The organism is Flavobacterium sp. C3NV (assembly GCF_046825355.2).
Lineage (GTDB): Bacteria > Bacteroidota > Bacteroidia > Flavobacteriales > Flavobacteriaceae > Flavobacterium.
This window is the reverse complement of sequence record NZ_JBKQBJ020000010.1, coordinates 37,439-58,647: the sequence shown is the minus strand read 5'-3', so window position 1 is coordinate 58,647 and position 21,209 is coordinate 37,439. Positions and strand designations below refer to the sequence as shown.

Below are 21,209 nucleotides of genomic sequence, written 5' to 3'. Positions count from 1 at the left end.
TATATGCGGTAAAATTTAATCTCATTTCATCTACTTTCTTTGTCTATCTTTGCACTTTATAAATTTCAGTATTTTATTATCATGTTTCAATTAGGAAAAACCATTATTTCAGAAGATATTCTTGAAAAAGAATTTGTGTGCAACTTGTCAGCTTGTAAAGGAGCTTGCTGTGTTGACGGAGATGCCGGTGCGCCATTAAGCGAAGAAGAAACTAAAATCCTGGAAGAAATTTATCCTAAAGTAAAACCTTTTTTACGCAAAGAAGGAATTGCTGCTATCGAAGCACAAGGAACCTGGGTTAAAGGAACCGATGGTGATCTTGAAACACCATTAATCGACGAAAAAGATTGCGCTTACGTTATTTTTGACGGAAAAACGGCTCTTTGCGGAATCGAGCAAGCTTACAATCAGGGAATCGTAGATTGGAAAAAACCGGTTTCTTGTCATTTATACCCAATTCGTGTAAAAGATTTTACAGAATTTGCTGCAGTCAATTATGATAAATGGGATATTTGCGATGATGCCTGTTCTTTAGGTAAAGAACTCGAAGTTCCGGTTTATAAATTTGTCAAAGAAGCATTGATTCGCCGCTTTGGTCAGGATTGGTATTTGGAGCTTGAAAAAGTGGCCGAAGAACTTAAAAAATCTTAAAAATCCGGGCGCTCTAGTTACCGCTTTTGGGTGATATATTTTAACTCAAAAAATATAGTTTTAACTCAAAAAAAAACTTTTAAAAACAATTGAAAATTTCTTGCTTTTTATGATAAAAAGTCTATATTTTACGGGCTTTTAGGTCGTTTATTCGTTTTTAAAACATTCATTTACAGTAAATTAATTATTGTCTGAAAAATATCGCATTTTTTCTCCTTTGTTAAAAACTACGTCGAATTGTGAATAAGTTTGGCTTTCTTTTTTAGCGATAATTGACAATCTTTGTAGTCTATTGAATTAGTAAATATTCAATACAAAAATTAAATAAAAATTACCATGTCACAAGTCGAGCCAATATTACAAGAAAATAAAAATCGTTTCGTTATTTTTCCTATCAAACATCATGATATTTGGGAATGGTATAAGAAAATGGAGGCTAGCTTCTGGACTGCTGAAGAAATCGATTTACACCAGGACTTGACAGATTGGAACAATAAACTTAGTGACGACGAAAGATATTTCATTAAACACATATTAGCATTCTTTGCTGCTTCTGACGGAATCGTAAATGAAAACCTTGCAGAGAACTTTGTAAACGAAGTACAATATGCAGAGGCGAAGTTTTTCTATGGTTTCCAGATCATGATGGAAAACATTCACAGCGAAACTTACTCTTTATTAATTGATACTTACGTGAAAGACGAAGCGGAGAAAGCGGAATTGTTTAATGCATTAGAAGTTTTTCCTGCAATTAAGAAAAAAGCAGACTGGGCTTTAAAGTGGATTGAATCTGATTCGTTCGCCGAAAGACTAATTGCTTTTGCAGCAGTTGAAGGAATTTTCTTTTCAGGTGCTTTCTGTTCTATTTATTGGTTGAAAAAACGTGGTTTAATGCCAGGTTTAACTTTCTCTAACGAGTTGATTTCCCGTGACGAAGGTGTACACTGTGACTTTGCAGTACACTTACACAATCATCATTTGATCAATAAAGTGCCAAAAGACAGAATTAAAGAAATCATTGTTGATGCCTTAGATATCGAAAGAGAATTTGTTACAGAATCTCTACCGGTAAGTTTAATAGGTATGAATGCTGCTTTAATGACGCAATATTTAGAATTTGTTGCGGATAGATTATTAGTAGAATTAGGTTGCGAGCGTGTATATGGATCAGCGAATCCGTTTGACTTCATGGACATGATCTCACTTCAGGGAAAAACCAATTTCTTTGAAAAACGTGTTGCCGAGTATCAAAAATCAGGTGTGATGAACACAGATAGCGATGCTCAGAAAATTTCATTCGATGCAGATTTTTAGAGCAAGAATAATGTAGCGTTACCTCGAAACGCAACAAAAGATTAAAATCAATTTTTTAAGTTTGAATCTCTTTCCCAAATCGCAGATTCAATAACAATTTTTAATGCCTTTTCGATCTGATTTCAGATCGGGAATACACAACTATTGAGAATTTCATAATTCTCAAAAAATAATTTAAAAACACGCAATGTTTAAGTCCTGGGAATCGTTATTCCAGTGTCTTTCATTTTTTCAATAACTAAAATTAGTAAGCTTATGTATGTAGTAAAAAGAGATGGCCACAGAGAGCCCGTAATGTTTGATAAGATTACAGAAAGAATCAAAAAATTGTGTTACGGTTTAAATGAACTTGTAGATCCTGTTAAGGTAGCGATGAGAGTTATCGAAGGATTGTATGATGGGGTTTCAACTTCTGAACTGGATAATCTTGCGGCAGAAACGGCGGCTTCTATGACAATTGCGCATCCTGATTATGCACAATTAGCAGCGCGTGTGGCAATTTCGAACCTACATTCAAATACAAAAAAATCGTTTTCAGAAACGATGAAAGATATGTACTTATACGTAAATCCAAGAAATGGGCAAGATGCACCATTACTTTCGGATGAAGTATTTAATGTAATTCAGGAAAATTCAGAATTCTTAGATTCGCATATCATTTATACAAGAGATTTCAATTACGATTACTTTGGTTTCAAAACCTTAGAGCGTTCGTATTTGCTAAAAATAAACGGAAAAATCGTCGAAAGACCACAACATATGTTGATGCGTGTTTCGGTTGGTATTCACCTTGATGATTTAAAATCAGTAATTGAGACTTACGATTTAATGTCTAAAAAGTTCTTTACGCATGCAACGCCAACGTTGTTTAATGCCGGAACTCCAAAACCACAAATGTCTTCTTGTTTCCTTTTAGCTATGCAAGATGATAGTATTGATGGAATTTACGATACTTTAAAACAAACGGCTAAAATCTCGCAATCTGCGGGAGGAATTGGTCTTTCTATCCATAACGTTCGTGCAACGGGATCTTATATTCGTGGTACAAACGGAACTTCAAACGGAATCGTACCAATGTTGAGAGTTTTCAACGATACGGCTCGTTACGTAGATCAGGGTGGAGGAAAACGTAAAGGAAGTTTTGCGATTTACATCGAAACATGGCATGCTGATATCTTTGATTTCCTAGATTTAAAGAAAAATACAGGAAAAGAAGAAATGCGTGCAAGAGATTTATTCTTCGCTATGTGGACATCTGATTTATTCATGAAACGTGTGCAGGAAGATGCGTCATGGACTTTAATGTGTCCTAACGAATGCCCAGGATTATACGACGTTTACGGAGAAGAATTCGAAACCATGTATTTGGATTATGAGTTTAGAGGAAAAGGTAGAAAAACGATTCGTGCACGTGAATTATGGGAGAAAATCCTTGAATCACAAATCGAAACCGGAACGCCTTATATGTTGTACAAAGATGCAGCAAACCGTAAATCGAACCACAAGAATTTAGGAACTATCCGTTCATCAAACTTGTGTACAGAGATTATGGAGTTTACCTCTAAAGATGAAATCGCGGTGTGTAACTTAGCTTCTATTTCGTTACCAATGTTTATTGAAAACGGAAAATTCGATCACGAAGCACTTTACAATGTTACAAAACGTGTAACTCGTAACTTAAACAAAGTAATCGACAGAAATTACTATCCGGTAAAAGAAGCTGAAAATTCTAACTTACGTCACCGTCCGGTAGGATTAGGTGTTCAAGGTTTAGCAGATGCTTTTATCATGTTGCGTATGCCGTTTACAAGTGATGAAGCAAAAGCATTAAATCAGGAAATTTTCGAAACATTATACTTCGCAGCCGTAACCGCTTCTATGGAAATGGCAAAAGAAGAAGGTCCATATTCTACATTTGCAGGTTCTCCAATGTCACAAGGAGAATTCCAATACAATATGTGGGGAATGAAAGATGAAGAATTATCAGGACGTTGGGACTGGGCTTCATTAAGAAAAGAAGTAATGGAACATGGAGTTCGTAACTCATTATTAGTAGCGCCAATGCCAACTGCTTCGACTTCGCAAATTCTTGGAAACAACGAAGCTTTCGAACCGTATACATCAAATATTTACACACGTCGTGTATTGTCTGGAGAATTCATCGTAGTAAACAAACATTTGCTTCATGACTTAGTAGACAGAGGTTTATGGAACGAAACGTTGAAACAAGAAATCATGCGTCATAACGGATCTGTTCAAAATATTGATGTGATTCCGCAAGACCTGAAAGAATTATACAAAACAGTTTGGGAAATGTCGATGAAAGACATTATCGATATGTCACGTCAGAGAGGTTACTTTATTGACCAATCACAATCATTGAACTTGTTCATGCAAGATGCAAACTATTCTAAACTAACGTCAATGCACTTCTACGCTTGGCAATCAGGTTTAAAAACAGGAATGTATTACCTAAGAACAAAATCTGCGGTTGATGCGATTAAATTCACCCTAAACAACGATAAAAAAGAAGAAGATGCACCAGTAACTTTAGTTCCGGAAACAGAAGCAATCAGCGTTGAGGATTATAAAGCGATGCTTTTAAAAGCACAAGCAGCAGAGCCAGATGATTGTGAAATGTGTGGGTCTTAATGATTTTAGATTTTTAGAATATGTACAAAGCAGTTATCTTTATGGTAGCTGCTTTTTTTTATGACATGTAAAGCAAGCTTTTATAGTGTTCAATGGAAATATATAGTAGAGGTTTGATTAAATTTGAAAATTAAATTTATTACTATATTTAAATTAACTAATATTTGGAGATGATGAGTAAGGTGCAAAAAATTATTGTTAATAATATTCCAGTTTCGGTTTATACTAAGGAGAATGAAGATTATATATGTCTTACCGATATGGTAAGTGCAAAAGAAGGAGATGCACGGGCTGCTGATGTTATAAAAAACTGGCTTAGAGGTGTTTCGACTATAGAATACATGGGGACTTGGGAAACGCTTTATAATCCGGATTTTAAAGTGGTCGAATATGACCACTTTAGAAGAAGTGCAGGTGTACCATCTTTTACATTAAGTGTAAATGGATGGGTAGAAAGCACTAATGCAATTGGAATATTTTCAAAAGCAGGTAAAAATGGTGGAACATATGCTCATAGAGATATTGCTATGGAATTTGGATCAGCAATAAGTCCTATTTTTAAAATTTATCTTTACAAAGAATATCAAAGATTAAAAGAGGTTGAAAGTAATCAATATAATTTGGAATGGGATGTTAGACGTCTTATGACAAAAGTAAATTACGTTCTTCATACTGATGCTGTGCAAAAGCATATAATCCCAAATAGTATTTTGCCGCTTGAAAAACAAGGTATTGAATATGCAAATGAAGCGGATTTACTAAACTTGGCCTTGTATGGATATACAGCTAAACAGTGGAAGGAAGCTAATCCTGAACATTCAATGGAAGGCAAAAATATGAGAGATTTTTCAAGTATAAATGATTTATTAGTTATGTCGAATTTAGAATCTCTTAGTTCTCAACTTATACAATTAGGAACACCTAAGAAGCAAAGATTTGACTTTTTAAGAAAAATAGCATTGGAACAGCAAGAGCAGTTTGCGAAGGTTGATATGGTTAAATCAATTAAAAAAGCAAATTCAATGACATATATTAATGCTGAGAATTATACTCCCGATGAAATTGAATCAGAATCGAAAAAAGATATTTTAGAAGCTAGTAAAAAGAATTTATTGGAATTTAATAAAATAAAGAACCGCAATAATTCAAAAGAAGATAATAATTAGGTAAGTACTTTATTGTGTGATATTTTATGCAAAAGCAATTATGATGACAGAATTGTATAATATCCCCAAAAAATCCCCGTTCTAATTAATACCAAAGATTTTTAAAACATATCACCTTAGCATCTAAGAACCTCGGACCCTTTCTTAAATTAAACCTTTAAGAAAAAGTCGAGTCTTATTGCTAAACAAATTCCTGTGTTATGAAAAAAAGCAATCTTTGGTCGTTACGGTTGGGTTTTTCCGGAAAAGAATCCGATAAAATTGAGAAACTGGGATTAGAAAAATTTCTAAAACATTCCTATGATTCCAAGTTTTATACACAACTTCCAGCTTTTTTAAATGACGATCCCAAAACGCTTCTTGAGCTTAAAGAATTGCGTGAATCTATCAAAACCGCCGATTCTGAATTCAAGAAAAAAGCGCTCAAAAAAGAAATCTATTCTGCCGTTGAACTAAAAAAATGGTGGATTTCTAAAATGCGGAATGATGAATTTCCGTTACGCGAAAATATGGTTTGCTTTTGGCACAATCATTTCGTTTCTACAACCCAAAAAGTAAAAGTCAATTACTGGATTTATCAGCACAATATGATTTTGCGCGAAAATGCTTTTGGCAATTTCAAAGAACTTACCAAGCAAATCGTAAGATCGAACGCAATGGTAAAATATCTGGATAATGTCGACAATAAAAAAGGGAAATACAACGAAAACCTAAGCCGTGAATTATTGGAATTATTCACAATTGGGATTGGAAATTATTCTGAAAATGACATCAAAGAAGGCGCACGAGCTTTGGCCGGATTAAATTACGGAGATGATGGCGCAGTTTACAGAAAAAATATAGAAGATAATAGCGATAAAACCTATTTCGGAAAAACGGGAAACTGGAAAGCAGATGATCTCGTCGATATTATTTTCGAGCAAAAAAATATTCCGTATCTCATAACCCGAAAAATTCTAAAATGGTTTATTTATGATAATCCTTCAGAAGAATTGGTGAGGTATTACGGCGATTATTTCAGAAAAGTAAAGTTTGAAATACAGCCTTTATTAACGAAGATTTTTACAGAAGAATATAAAAAAGAAACTTCAGGGACTAAAATAAAAGATCCGTTGGTTTATATTTTACAGCTTTTGGATGAATTGCATGTTGATGATCTTGATGATGGCATGGTGATGTTTTTCCTGAAACAACAAGGAATGGATTTGTACAATCAGGTTAACGTAAAAGGTTGGGATGGCGGAAATTCCTGGCTGACTTCGCAGATTTATTTGCAACGCAACAATACCTCAGATTTGCTTTGCAGTGGAAGAAGCATTACCAGAAAAGTACTGAATACCATGGCTTCGGATACGGATAAGCCAAAGACAGAATTGGAGAAAATCGATGTAAAAATAGATTTCGATTCTAACGGAAACAACAAAACGATAATTACCGAGTTATCGAACCGATTATTATTCAAAGTAAATGATTCGATGCAAAAAGACATGGAGAATTTACTGAAATACGATTTTGATCCAAAAGAGGAACACGCCAATTTTGCCGTAATACGACTCTTTGATTACATCACGAAACTACCCGAATATCAATTAATTTAGAAAACTACAGCCATGAACAGAAGGAATTTTCTAACGCTTACAGGAACTTTTACTGGCGGATTACTGGTGCTTCCTGATTTTTTACACGCTTTTGGTACACAAAGTAATTTGGTAATTGGAGAGCAGTGTATTGTTTTTGTGCAGTTGAATGGTGGGAACGACGGACTGAATACTTTTATTCCGTACGATAATCCCTTATATTATGATTTAAGGACTAAAATTGCTTTAAATAAAGATGTAGTTATTGGAAAAAATAACGGAATGGCATTTCATCCTTCTTTAAAAGATTTTGCTCAAATGCAGCAAAACGGAGATTTAACTGTGATTCAGAATGTTGGATATCCGGAACCTATTCGATCTCATTTTCGTAGTCAGGAAATTTGGCAAACTGCAGCTGATTCGAATAAGTATATCAACGAAGGCTGGTTAGGGAGATATTTAGATCTGCAATGCAACGGACATCAGGCAACGGCTGGAATAAATCTGGATTCAATCGATAATCTCGCATTAAAAGGAATGGAACCTAATTCAATAACGGTAAAAGATCCAAACCGATTCAAAGTAAAATCAGATAAAGAAGAAAATGTAACCTTATCAGATAATCCGCAATTAGATTTTGTTCGAAAAATAGCCAATTCAGTTACCGAAGCTTCAGATGAAATTCAGAAAGCTTTAGCGAAATCCAAATCAGAAATCAGTTATCCCAAAACCGATTTGTCTAAAAATCTGGAATGGATTGGACGATTAATCAAAGGAAACCTGAACTCAAAAGTATATTACACTTCACTCGGAGGATTCGATACGCATGATAATCAACTCGCCATTCACGAGAAAAAATTAACGGATTTGAATGATGCGTTATTTAGTTTTTATCAGGATTTGAAACAAGCACAATTGCTTCAAAACGTTACAATTGTTGTATTCTCAGAATTTGGAAGACGTGTAAAAGACAATGGCAACGGAACTGATCACGGAACTGCCGCGCCAATGTTTGTCATTGGAGGAAATAATAAAGGAACAATTTTAGGTAATAATCCTGATTTAGCGAATTTAGATAATGGCGATTTAAAATACGAAATTGATTTTAGAAGTGTGTATGCTTCTTTATTAAAAGAGAAAATGAATTTTGATTATTCTAAGATTGGAATTAGGAATACTCCGGTTTCTGGGTTGTTTTCTTAAGTTTTATTTTCTGTCCACAATATTGTCATTTCGAGGAACGAGAAATCTCCATAAGTAACTCCATTCGCAGAATCGCCAATCTTTGTTGAGCTTCTTGCGGAGATTTCTCGTTCCTCGAAATGACAAGATGGAGTAAATACATTCCTTTTAGTTTGAGAAATTGATATTCAAAGCCAGAATGATTTGTGCTAATTCGTGAATTCGTGGCAAAAAATCTTAGAACCTTAGCAACTCAGAACCTTAGCACCTTAGAAAAACCCATTGTAAATATCCCATTTTAAGCCCGTATTTTTATATTATCATACAAAACCTGCTAAATTTGTTAAGAAATCCTTTTTTGTTTCATAAAATGCAATATTTTTTTTGGTGCACTGAAAATAATTTATACATTCGCAGAGAATTTATTGAAAAACACAAACAAAATGTCTAATAACCGTTTTTATTTTAGCAACTCTTTTTATTTCTTCTTTAGTAGAAGTAAGGATTGTGCTATGGTTATTTGAGAAAATTAAAACGACAAATAAAACTAATATACAATCCTGATGAAAATCAGGATTTTTTTTTGAATATATGACAACGAAAATTGCAATACAAGGTATTAAAGGTTCTTTTCATCATCAGGTTGTAAAAGAGTATTTCTCTGAAAATGTGGCTATTGATGAGTGTTTGTCTTTTGAAGAATTGGTTGACAGCCTGCTTTCAGGAAAATCAGACCAGGCAGTTATGGCAATTGAAAATTCGATCGCGGGGCCAATAATTCCGAATTATGCTTTGATTGACAAGAATAATTTACACATCATTGGCGAGCATTATTTAAGCATTCACCAAAATTTAATGACTTTAAAAGGTCAAAAAATTGAAGATATAAAAGAAGTTCATTCGCACCCAATGGCATTATTACAATGCATGGATTTTTTGAAACAATATCCAAATATCAAATTGGTTGAAGATAAAGATACAGCAGAAACGGCAAGAAGAATTCAGGAAAAACAATTAACCGGAATTGCGGCAATAGGAAGCAAAGTAGCTTCGGAAATGTATGATTTGGAAATCATCGCGCCGGAAATTCAAACGATCAAAAACAACATGACTCGTTTTGTGATTATCAAAAAGCAGAATTCATTTTTGCCAGAAAACGAAATCAACAGAGCTTCAATCAAATTTGAATTAGATCATAAAAGAGGAAGTTTAGCAGCAGTTTTGAATGTAATGAGCGATTGCAAATTGAATTTAACAAAAATTCAGTCGCTTCCAAAAATTGAAACGCCGTGGAAATATTCGTTTTTCGTAGATGTAACATTCGAGAAATACGAAGATTTTGCAAAAGCCAAATCGCTGCTAAATATAATGGCAGAATATTTAAAAGTTCTGGGAGAATATAAAAATACGAAACCTTTGAGTCAGTCTTAAAGTTGCAAAGTTGATTTTAGATTGAAGATTAACGATTTAAGATTTTATATTGTCAGGCTGAGCGAAGTCGAAGCCCACGTTCCAATTGGAAAGCCCTTCGACTTCGCTCAGGGTGACAAGTCAAAAAGAGAAAAAGCATAAAGCTTACGGTCTAAAGCGTAAAGCAAAATATAAATATAAATCATGATTACAACAGCAAAAAGATTAGATACAGTTGAAGAATACTACTTCTCATCAAAATTGAGAGAAGTTCGTCAGCTGCAGTCTGAGGGGAAATCTATCATCAATATGGGAATTGGAAGCCCTGATTTGAGTCCGTCGAAAGCAGTAATTGAAGCGGTTGCCGCAGCAATTCAGGATGAAAACGGGCATGGTTATCAGAGCTATCAGGGATTACCGGAATTGAGAAAAGGGATGGCAGATTTTTATCAGAATCAATTTGGTGTTGAGTTGAATCCGAATAATGAGATTTTGCCTTTGATGGGGTCAAAAGAAGGAATTATGCACATTTCGTTAGCTTTTTTAAATGAAGGCGATCACGTTTTGATTCCGAATCCTGGTTATCCGACTTATACTTCGGTAACTAATTTGGTAGGTGCAGTTCCGGTTTATTATGATCTGAAAGAAGCTAATGCGTGGGAACCGGATTTTGAAGCTTTAGAAAAATTAGATCTTTCGAAAGTAAAAATTATGTGGCTGGGATATCCGCACATGCCAACAGGAGCGAGAGGAAGTTTAGCGTTATTTGAAAAATTGGTTGCTTTTGCTAAAAAACACAACATATTATTGGTCAACGATAATCCGTATAGTTTTGTTTTGAATGATAGTCCAATGAGTTTATTGCAGGTTGAAGGTGCAAAAGATGTAGCTCTGGAATTGAATTCATTAAGTAAAACCTTCAACATGGCCGGCTGGAGAGTCGGAATGGTTTTAGGAAATCCTGAAATTATCGATGCAGTCCTAAAAGTAAAAAGCAACATGGACAGCGGAATGTATTACGGAATTCAGAAAGGTGCCATTGCAGCTTTAAACTGTGACAAATCATGGTTCGAAGATCAAAACAAAATTTACAGACGCCGTAGAGAATTAACCGAAAAACTAGCAGAAAAATTAGGCTGTAAAGTTTATAAAGAAGGAGTCGGGCTTTTTGTATGGGCAAAATTGCCGGAAGGAATCGAATCAGCAGAAAAGTTCATTGACGAAATATTATACGAGAAACATATTTTTATCACACCGGGAACGATTTTCGGAAGTAATGGTGAAGGATATATCAGATTTTCGTTGTGTGTAAAAGAAGAAAAAGTACAAGAAGCGATAGATAGATTTTAGAAGCAAGAGCAAAGAGTAAAGAATCAAGATTTTAGATTTTTTGGCATAGTTTGTCAGGCTGAGCGGAGTCGACGCCCACGTTCCAATTGGAGAGCCCTTCGACTTCGCTCAGGGTGACAGAAAGGTTAAATTAAAACTAAAGATCTTGAAAAAACGAGAAGCCCTAGCCCTGATAGAAGTGGAAATCCTTTTGCGCCGGGGTTCGGCGGAAAAGATTGAAACGGATAGCAGGAATTAGCTTCAAATAAAAAGAATTATGAAAGTATACGTAATAGGAATAGGGTTAATAGGCGGTTCGATGGTGCTGGACATCAAAGACCAACATCCTGATGCCACTATTTTTGGAATAGATAATAACGAAAAACATTTGCAGGAAGCAATTGATTTGGGTGTTATCGATCAGGCAGGAAGCTTTGAAGAATTGGCCGATGCTGATTTTGTGATTGTTTCGGTTCCTGTAGATGTGGCGCTGATGGTTTTACCTAAAGTGTTGGATTTAGTTGGAGATAAAACGATTGTTTTTGAAGTAGGTTCGACTAAAAAACCAATTTGTGACGCTGTTGCCAGTCATCCAAAGAGAAGAAATTTTATCGCAACGCATCCGATAGCGGGAACGGAGTTTTCAGGGCCTTCGGCAGCGATAAGAGGTTTGTTTAAAGGAAAAACGAATATTATTTGTGAGGTGGAAAAAACCACTTTTAAATTGCAGGAAAAGGCATTAAAGCTTTTTAGCGAAATAGGAATGAGGATTCGATATATGGACCCAACTTCACACGACAAACACATTGCTTACGTTTCGCATTTGTCGCACATTAGTTCTTTTATGCTCGGGAAAACGGTAATGAATAAGGAAAAAGACGAACAGGATATTTTTGATATGGCAGGAAGTGGATTTGAAAGCACGGTTCGTTTAGCAAAAAGTTCTCCCGCAATGTGGACACCGATTTTTAAACAAAACAAGGAACACGTTATTGAAACATTAGAAGAATATATATCAAATCTCAGTCGGTTTAGGGATTTGTTGAAAGATGAAAATTACAACGCCATTTTTGAAGAAATGGAAAGCACGAATAAAATCAAAGAAATATTAAACGGATTAACAATTAAAAAGTAAAATAGAATTAAGATGGAAAATAAGAAAGAAATGAGAAAGTGGTTAGAGGATTTCAATTTAAATCACCCACTTGTGATAGCAGGACCATGTAGTGCAGAAACAGAAGATCAGGTATTGAAAATTGCTCATGAATTGAAAGATTCAAAAGTTAGTGTATTCAGAGCTGGAATCTGGAAACCAAGAACGCGTCCGGGAGGATTTGAAGGTGTTGGAGAAATTGGTTTAAAATGGTTACAAAAAGCAAAAGCTGAAACTGGTTTATTAATGGGTACTGAAGTTGCAACTGCAGCGCACTGTAAACTGGCTTTAGAACATGATATCGACGTTTTATGGGTTGGTGCCCGTACAACTGCAAACCCTTTCGCAGTTCAGGAAATTGCTGATACTTTGAAAGGAACTGACAAAATCGTTTTGGTTAAAAACCCTGTAAATCCGGATTTAGCTTTATGGTTAGGTGGTGTTGAGCGTTTACACATGGCTGGAATCGAGAAATTAGGTGTTATTCACAGAGGTTTCTCGACTTACGAAAAAACAAAATACAGAAACATTCCAGAATGGCAGATTGCTATCGAATTGCAAAATAAATTCCCTGATTTACCTTTAATCATCGATCCATCTCACATTACCGGAGATCGTAAAATGATTTTTGAAGTAACTCAAGAGGCTTTAGATTTGAATTACGATGGTATGATTATCGAAACGCACTACGATCCGGACAACGCTTGGTCTGATGCTGCTCAACAAGTTACTCCAGACGCTTTGAAACAAATCATTAAAGATTTGACGATCAGAAAAACGGATGATACTACAGATCAATACACTCAAAAAATGACAAAACTAAGGGCTAACATCGACGTACTTGATGCTAACTTATTAGAGTTGTTAGGAAAACGTATGAAAGTGGCTGACGAAATTGGTCAGGTGAAAAAAGACGCAAACGTAGCAATCCTTCAAAACAACCGTTGGAACGAAATCTTAGGAAAAATGATTTTGGAAGGTGAGAAAAAAGGCCTTACTGAAGAATTTGTTTTAAGAATGTTCAAAGCAATTCATCAGGAAAGTATTGGTCACCAAGAGAAAATTTTCAATGCATAATTTTTTCTAAAACATATAAATGATATAAGTTAATTTAAGTTTTTATAAAACTATTTTAAAGTTTTCTTATAGCATTATTTAAAGATAGATTGTTTTTTTTAAGAATCTCCGGCACTTTGTAAAAGAAGTGTTGGAGATTTTTTTTTTCGTTGTATATATAAACATAGCCACGGTTTCAACCGTGGGGACGCAATCAATGTTCGCAATCTTTGGGGAACCACAATGTATATTCACAATCTTTGCCCCACGGTTGAAACCGTGCGCTATATTTTTCACAGCTTTAATTTCGATCTTGTGCTAATATTTTCTTATATAACTTATATGGTTTAATTTTTTTTATAATCCATTCCAACCTTTTTAGATTTTATGCTCTCTATACAATTATAGAACCTTAACTCTCGTGTTATGAAATCAAAATTATGTTTATCTCAGCCAGGAATTTTTCAAGTAAGCTTGAAAATGTTATTTTATTTGATATTGTTTTTAGGAACAAAATCTTTCGCACAAAGTCCCGAATTGACAGTAAAAGGAGATGAAGCTGAAAAGGTTCGAATGAATAAACTAATTGTGAATGTAAAAGTGGTGGGAAATATCGCTTACACCACTGCCGAAATGCATTTCTTTAATTCGGGAACCCGCCAGATGGAAGCGGAACTTATTTTTCCGTTACCGGAAAATGTTTCGGTTTCCAGATATGCTATTGATATCAATGGCAAAATGAGAGAAGCCGTTCCGGTAAATAAAAACAAAGGAAAACAGGTTTTTGAGGCTATCGAACATCGTCGTGTCGATCCGGGATTGTTGGAAAAAGTGGATGGAAATAATTTCAGAACCAGAATTTATCCGTTAATGCCAAACGGGGAAAGAACTGTAATAATTGGTTATGAAGAAGAACTTTCGGCTTTTGATAAAGACAATCTGGCGTATCAATTGGTGAGTCGTTATCCTAAAAAGCTGGATAATTTCGAGATGAATGTTTCGGTTTTAGGAACTTCGGCTTCGCCAACTGTTTCGGAGAATTCCGGAGATGCAATTGTTTTTTCGAAATGGAATCAATCTTTTCAAACTTCTATCAAAAAAGAAAATTATCAACCATCTGAAAAACTACTTTTTAAGATTCCGATTCAGGAAAATGCTCCGAGTGTAATCATGCAAAATGTTGGTGGACAGCATTATTTTTACGGAAATACTTTTATCGAAGGGAATAAAATAGCTAAAAAAACTCCGGCTTCAATTGGTTTAATTTGGGATAATTCACTGAGTTGTAAAACGAGAGATGTAAAAAAAGAACTGAGTTTGTTGAATGCCTATTTTCAAAAAACACAAAATACAAAAGTCACTTTATACTTTTTGAATTATACTTTCGAAAAACAAAAAGAATATGTCATTACAAACGGAAACTGGACTGAATTAAAAGCAGTTTTAGAGAACACAAAATATGACGGAGGAACTCGTTTTTCGCAACTTAATTTCATGAACAACGACGAATATTTGTTTTTCTCTGACGGACTTTCATCTTTGAGCGAAAATGTTTTACCAAAGACTAAAAAGCCAATTTACACCATTACATCTTCGGTTTCTGCAGATTTTTCTTTTCTGAATTATTCGGCGATGCAAACGGGTGGAAATTTTATCAATTTAAATCAGGTGAATCAGGACAATGCATTAGATAAACTGACGAATAGTAATTTGAAGTTTTTAGGTATAAAAGAGAATTATACGGTGACAGATTTATTTCCGATGGAAGGAACTTCGGTTTCGGGAAGCTTTAGTTTTTCAGGAATTTCTCTGAATCAAAAAAATCAAATTACCTTGTTATTTGGTTATAATAATGAAGCAGTTTTAGAACGAAAAATAACTCTGGATGCTGTTCTTCAGAACACAAATGATGTGAATGTTGAAAAACTTTGGGCACAGAAAAAAATAGCCAATCTTGATTTTCAATATGCTAAAAATGCTGACGAAATCGAACTTTTAGGAAAGAAATACGGCATTATAACTAAAAATACCTCGTTGATTGTTCTGGAAGATATTCGCGATTATATTTCGTATGATATTATACCGCCGGCCGAATTACGTGCTGAATTTGACAGAATTAAAAAACAACAGCAGGATACGAATCTGGCGCAGCAAAAAAATAATTGGGAAAGTATCGAAACTTATTTTGAAGGTTTAGATAATTGGTGGCAACAAGATATTAAGTATTCAGCTCCAAAGTCGTTGCCGAAACCAAAAGTTCAAAAAACCAGAAGATTAGTTACTAATACAAATACAGGCAGAAGTGCAACTGCAGTTTCAACCAGAAGCACAAATGTTGCGGCAGGGAAAGTTGAAGGGACTGTTTTAGATCAGCAAGGAATACCTTTACCGGGTGTGACTGTAACATTAAGAGGAGAAAGAGAAGGAGTTGCTACTGATTTTGATGGTAAATTTGTAATTAGAGCCGCCGAGAATAGCATTCTTAACTTTAGTTATATTGGCTTTGACTCTTATCAGTTGAATACAGGTATGAATAATAAGTTTACAGTTGTATTACGAGAGAATTCATTACAATTAGAATCAGTTGTTGTAACATCATATAGAAGTATTAAAGGCGATGCAGATGCTGTGATGACAGTTGATGAGCCAGTTGGTTCAGGGCCTGTAATGAATGTAGTTGAAGAAGCTCCGGCAGTTGTAGAGTCTTCTGATAAAGCAGAATCTGAGTTGAAAGAAGTTACTGTTGTAGGTTATGGAACGGTTAAAAAAGCTGACGTTTCCTATTCTGTACAAACAATTTCGTCTGAAAGTATTTCAAAAAATAACAATGTAGCTCAGGCACTAGCCGGTAAAGTTGCAGGAGTTCAAACTGCTACTTCATCTTCTGGGGGTAGTGATAAAGTTATATTTGATGAGAAGGTTTCAATGCCGATCTCAAAAAAACCTTTAATAATTGTGGATGGAAAACCTTTTGAAGGTGAATTGTCAGATTTGGATCAGGATGACATCGCTTCGATAGATGTTCTTAAAGATGCTTTGACCATTGCACTTTATGGGAGTAGGGCATCAAACGGAGTTGTAAATGTTGTTACGAAAAAGGGAGAATCTAATGTGATTAATAACGATCCTAAAACCTGGAATCCGGATCGATTATATCTTAAAGCTTTAGCAGCCGCGCCAAAAGATAAACAATACGAATTGTATTTTGAATTAAGAAAAGCGCAGGAAAGAAACCCGAGTTTTTATTTTGATGTAGCGCATTTTTTCTACAATCAGGGCGATGTCAAAAAAGCTTTGCAGGTAATCAGTAATATTGCCGATTTAGGTTTAGAGAATCATCAGCTTTATAAAACGCTTACATATACATTACGTCAGTGGAAAGATTTTGATGATGCCTTATTTACTGCAAGACAAATTGCAAAATGGAGAGCGCATGAACCACAAAGTTTGAGAGATTGTGCTTTGGCTCTTGAAGATGCAGGAAAATATCAGGAAGCTTTTGATGAATTGATTAAAGCATTGGAAGTAAATTATTACGGAGAAATGAGCGGTCAATATGAAGGTGTCGAAGATATTATTTTAATGGATATTAATCGTTTGACAATCGAACATAAAGGTTTGAAAACAGGTAAACTTGATAAAAAATATTTGAAGAAAATGCCGGTTGATATCAGAATAATTATGAACTGGAACCAAATCGATGTCGATCTTGATTTGCATGTTATTGAACCAAATGGAGAGGAATGTTACTACAGTCACACCAAAACAGAAGCGGGAGCAAGATTCTCTAAAGACTTTACAGAAGGTTACGGCCCGGAACAATATTTAATTAGAAATGCTATAAAAGGGAAATATCAAATAAAAACCAATTATTTTGGCGAAAGAGAATTAACAGAAAGTGGTCCGGCAACGGTTATGGTTGAAATATATACGACCAAAGCCGGAAAAACGACAAAAATGTTAAAAACAATTCAGTTAGGAAAAATCAAAGAGAATGAGATTTTAGCCGAAATTGTTTGGTAAACGTACCAAATTCTGAGTAAGTCTTTAATTTTAAAAGGCGAAATTGCGTTGTTCAATTCTAAAAACGTAATTTTGCCTTTTGTTTTTTAGTTCGAAGAGTAATCTAAAAGCTAAAATCAGTAATCTAAAATTAAAGAATGACAGGACTCGTATATAAATCTACAGGAAGTTGGTACACGGTAAAATCGGAACAAGGCGATTTTATAGAATGCCGTATGAAAGGGAAGTTTAGGATGAAAGGTATCAAAAGTACCAATCCTATTGCTGTAGGTGATATTGTCGATTATGAACTCGAAGAAACCTCTGATGCCTTAACCGGAACGATTTTTAATATTCACGAAAGAAAAAATTACATCGTTCGTAAATCGGTTAATTTATCGCATCAAATGCATATTATCGCGTCGAATATTGATCGTGTTTTTTTATTGATTACGATTAATAATCCGCCAACAACTTTCAACTTTATAGACCGTTTTTTGGTTACTGCCGAAGCCTATAATATCGAAACAATTCTGGTTTTTAATAAAATAGATACTTTTGATGAGCCAACGCTCGAAGATCAATTGTATATGCAATACGTTTATCAGCAAATTGGTTATAAATGCCTTCGTGTTTCTTCTACAGAAATGAAAGGTGTTGATGAATTGAAAGAAATGATGATTGGTAAAGTAAGTATGTTCTCCGGACATTCAGGTGTAGGTAAATCGACTTTGGTAAACGCAATGGAACCTTCTTTACATCTTAAAACCAAAACTATTTCTGAAGCCAGTAAACAAGGTCAGCACACAACTACTTTTGCCGAAATGTATGATTTATCTTTTGATGCAAAAATCATCGATACGCCAGGAATCAAAGGTTTTGGAATTGTTGATATGGAAAAAGAAGAAATTAGTGGTTATTTTCCTGAATTCTTCAAACTAAAAGATCAATGTAAGTTTAACAATTGTCTACATAAAGAAGAACCACATTGTGCTATTAAAGCCGCTTTAGAAAGAGACGAGATCGCCTGGTCACGTTACAATAGTTATCTAAAAATCTTAGAAGGCGACGACGAAAATTATCGTACAGATTCTTATGATGAAGACCGAAAAGTTAGTGATGAAACAAGAAACCAAAAATAAATTCCAAAACGAAAATTCCAAATTCCAATAAAAAAATTATCGACAAATTTTGAATGTAGAGATGCACAGCAGTGCATCTAACGTTAGATTTAATCTTTTTAATCCGTGTAATCTGTGGCAAAAAACCACATTATTAGATAAAATATGAGAATTGTTCTTCAAAGAGTTTCAGAAGCATCCGTTACCGTTGATGGAAATAAAACAGCTGATATAAAAAAAGGTTTACTTGTTCTCGTAGGAATTGAAGATCTGGACACTCAGGAAGATATTGATTGGCTCGTTGGTAAAATCATCAAAATGAGAATTTTTGGTGATGAGAATGATGTTATGAACTGCTCGGTTCAGGATATCGACGGAGATATTATTGTCGTAAGTCAGTTTACACTTCATGCTTCTACAAAAAAAGGAAACCGCCCATCTTATATAAAAGCTTCAAAACCCGAATTCGCGATTCCGATGTATGAGAATTTTGTGAAATCTTTAGAAAAAGAATTTAATAAAAAAGTACAAACCGGAATTTTTGGTGCAGATATGAAGGTTAGTCTCTTAAATGACGGCCCTGTAACAATTTTGATTGACAGCAAAAATAGAGAGTAAAATTTTATTAAACATATGTTAAGAATTTCTAAAAATAATATATATTTGGCGAAATTACTTACTAATGAAATTTACTTTTTCGGGATTATTTTTTTTCTTATTTACCCTTATTCTGTCGGCTCAAAAGAGCGAATATGCTGTAACAGCGATTTCTGATAGTCTTAAAGAAAATGCCAACGCTGTTGTTCGATTAGATCAAATGGATATTACTATTGCTTCGCAGAGAAGCATGAATATCAAAACACAGCGCGTTGTAACAGTTTTAAATGAAAAAGGAGCACGAGCAATTAATGCACATGAAAGTTATAATAAAAGGAGTTCTGTCACTAATATAGAAGCTACCATTTATGATGCTTTAGGTAATGAAATAAAAAAAATAAAACGAAAAGATTTTAAAGATGTTAGTGCGGTCGATGGCGCTACGATTGCTTCTGATGCAAGATATATTTATTTAGAATATACTCCGATATCTTATCCATATACAGTAGTTTATAAAAGTGAGAAAGAAACTTCAAGTACTGCTCTTTTTCCAAGCTGGTATCCTTTAGAAAATTATTTTGTTAGCGTAGAAAAAAGCATTTTAAATGTAAAGTATCCTAATAATCTAGGATTTAGAAAAAAAGAAAATCAATTTTCAGTTTTTGATATAAAAAAAATTACAGATACGGATACTCAATTGTCGTATGTGGCAAAAAATATATTAGCACAAAAGCCTGAAGATTATAGCCCAGTTTTTAGTCAATTGTATCCAAAATTAATGATGAGTTTAGAATATTTTAATCTTGAAGGAATTGATGGAAATGCGAAGAACTGGAAGGAGTATGGGAAGTGGTTTTCAGATAAAATTTTAACAGAAACAACAATATTACCTGAAGAAACAAAAACAAAAATAAAAGGATTAGTTGGTAATGAATCAGATCCTATCAAAAAGGCAAAAATTGTATATAAATATATGCAGGAAAAATCAAGATATGTGAGTATTCAATTGGGTATTGGAGGATTTAAACCTATGTTGGCCGCAGATGTTGATCGTTTAGGATATGGAGACTGTAAGGCACTATCTAACTATACAAGAGCTTTGTTAGACGTTGTAGGTGTGCAATCTTATTATACAGAGTTATACGGAGATTTTGATTTACTAGATGTTGATGAAGATTTTTTTTCAATACAAGGAAATCATGTAATTTTATGTGTGGCAGATCAGAATAAATATGTTTTTCTAGAATGTACAAATCAAAATGATCCTTTTGGGTATCAGGCAAATTTTACAGATGATAGAAAAGTCATTGTCATTAAGCCGGAAGGTGGAGAAATAATAAGAACACAAATTTACGAGCCATTAAAAAATACGCAATCTAGCCAGGGAAGTTATATAATAGATGAAAATGGTAGTTTTTCGGGCAAAGTAAATATTCAATCTGAAGGTTCTCAGTATGGTAGAAGGATAAAAGTAGAGAAGTTTCAACCAACAGAAAAAGAAGTGTATTACAAAAATTATTGGAGTAATATCAATAATTTAAAACTGGGTAAAATAACTTTCTCTAATGATAAAGAAAATATTCGCTTTACTGAAGATGCTGAGATTAAAGCAATAAATTATGCATCAATTTCTGCCAATAAAATGATTTTTACTGTAGACGCTTTCAATCAAACTTCTGCAAATGTCAAGAGAATTCGCAATAGAAAAAATCCATTTCAAATTCAGCGGGGTTATTTAGATACAGATGAAATCGAAATTAATTTACCAACAGGTTTTACGATAGAATTTTTGCCTTCAAACTTTGAATTGAAAGGTAAGTTTGGAGAATATAAAACCGAAATCATTAAAAAAGAAAATAATAAACTGATTTACAAACGCTCTATGTTTTTAAATAAAGGTAAATATTCTAATAAAGAATACGATGAATACCGTCTTTTTATGGAGCAAGTGTCAAGAAACGATAATGCCAAAATTATATTAACCAAGAACTAACCAAAA

14 protein-coding genes are annotated in these 21,209 nt (G+C 34.2%); all 14 read left to right on the top strand.

Annotated features, from left to right (window positions below; all coding sequences use genetic code 11):
- Positions 1-81 precede the first annotated feature (81 nt).
- The 14 genes from ACIDC4_RS15115 (at position 82) to ACIDC4_RS15050 (ending at position 21,203) form a co-directional block, all read left to right on the top strand.
- Complete coding sequence (locus tag ACIDC4_RS15115; RefSeq protein WP_230033315.1) at positions 82-651, top strand: DUF3109 family protein; 570 nt, start codon at positions 82-84, stop codon at positions 649-651.
- Between the two features lie 336 nt (positions 652-987).
- On the top strand, positions 988-1,965 hold the full coding sequence (locus tag ACIDC4_RS15110) for a ribonucleotide-diphosphate reductase subunit beta (RefSeq protein ID WP_029270611.1): 978 nt from the start codon (positions 988-990) through the stop codon (positions 1,963-1,965).
- 255 nt (positions 1,966-2,220) lie between these two features.
- Positions 2,221-4,617, top strand: a complete 2,397-nt coding sequence (locus tag ACIDC4_RS15105; RefSeq protein WP_412043412.1) for a ribonucleoside-diphosphate reductase subunit alpha — start codon at positions 2,221-2,223, stop codon at positions 4,615-4,617.
- Positions 4,618-4,787: 170 nt separating this feature from the next.
- Positions 4,788-5,783: a KilA-N domain-containing protein gene (locus tag ACIDC4_RS15100; RefSeq protein WP_412043411.1), complete on the top strand. Its 996-nt coding sequence runs from the start codon at positions 4,788-4,790 to the stop codon at positions 5,781-5,783.
- A gap of 200 nt (positions 5,784-5,983) precedes the next feature.
- Complete coding sequence (locus ACIDC4_RS15095; RefSeq protein ID WP_412043410.1) at positions 5,984-7,381, top strand: DUF1800 domain-containing protein; 1,398 nt, start codon at positions 5,984-5,986, stop codon at positions 7,379-7,381.
- Positions 7,382-7,393: 12 nt separating this feature from the next.
- On the top strand, positions 7,394-8,563 hold the full coding sequence (locus ACIDC4_RS15090; RefSeq protein WP_412043409.1) for a DUF1501 domain-containing protein: 1,170 nt from the start codon (positions 7,394-7,396) through the stop codon (positions 8,561-8,563).
- Positions 8,564-9,133: 570 nt separating this feature from the next.
- A complete protein-coding gene (locus ACIDC4_RS15085) occupies positions 9,134-9,973 on the top strand; it encodes a prephenate dehydratase (protein WP_412043408.1) in 840 nt (279 codons plus the stop codon).
- Between the two features lie 183 nt (positions 9,974-10,156).
- A complete protein-coding gene (locus ACIDC4_RS15080; RefSeq protein WP_412043407.1) occupies positions 10,157-11,302 on the top strand; it encodes a pyridoxal phosphate-dependent aminotransferase in 1,146 nt (381 codons plus the stop codon).
- A gap of 256 nt (positions 11,303-11,558) precedes the next feature.
- Positions 11,559-12,416, top strand: coding sequence for a prephenate dehydrogenase (locus ACIDC4_RS15075; protein WP_412043406.1), 858 nt, complete (start codon positions 11,559-11,561; stop codon positions 12,414-12,416).
- Positions 12,417-12,428: 12 nt separating this feature from the next.
- Entirely contained in the window at positions 12,429-13,511 is a 1,083-nt protein-coding gene (locus ACIDC4_RS15070) for a bifunctional 3-deoxy-7-phosphoheptulonate synthase/chorismate mutase type II (RefSeq protein ID WP_072964369.1), read from the top strand.
- A 405-nt stretch (positions 13,512-13,916) separates the two neighbouring features.
- The gene (locus tag ACIDC4_RS15065) at positions 13,917-17,513 is read left to right on the top strand and encodes a DUF2135 domain-containing protein (protein ID WP_412043405.1); all 3,597 of its coding nucleotides are present in this window, start codon (positions 13,917-13,919) and stop codon (positions 17,511-17,513) included.
- A gap of 137 nt (positions 17,514-17,650) precedes the next feature.
- Positions 17,651-18,634 carry a ribosome small subunit-dependent GTPase A gene (gene rsgA, locus ACIDC4_RS15060; protein ID WP_412043404.1) on the top strand — a complete coding sequence of 328 codons (984 nt, stop codon included), beginning with the start codon at positions 17,651-17,653 and terminating at the stop codon, positions 18,632-18,634.
- A 144-nt stretch (positions 18,635-18,778) separates the two neighbouring features.
- Positions 18,779-19,231 carry a D-aminoacyl-tRNA deacylase gene (gene dtd, locus ACIDC4_RS15055; RefSeq protein WP_065448566.1) on the top strand — a complete coding sequence of 151 codons (453 nt, stop codon included), beginning with the start codon at positions 18,779-18,781 and terminating at the stop codon, positions 19,229-19,231.
- Positions 19,232-19,295: 64 nt separating this feature from the next.
- A complete protein-coding gene (locus tag ACIDC4_RS15050; protein ID WP_412043403.1) occupies positions 19,296-21,203 on the top strand; it encodes a DUF3857 domain-containing protein in 1,908 nt (635 codons plus the stop codon).
- The last annotated feature ends 6 nt before the right edge of the window (positions 21,204-21,209 follow it).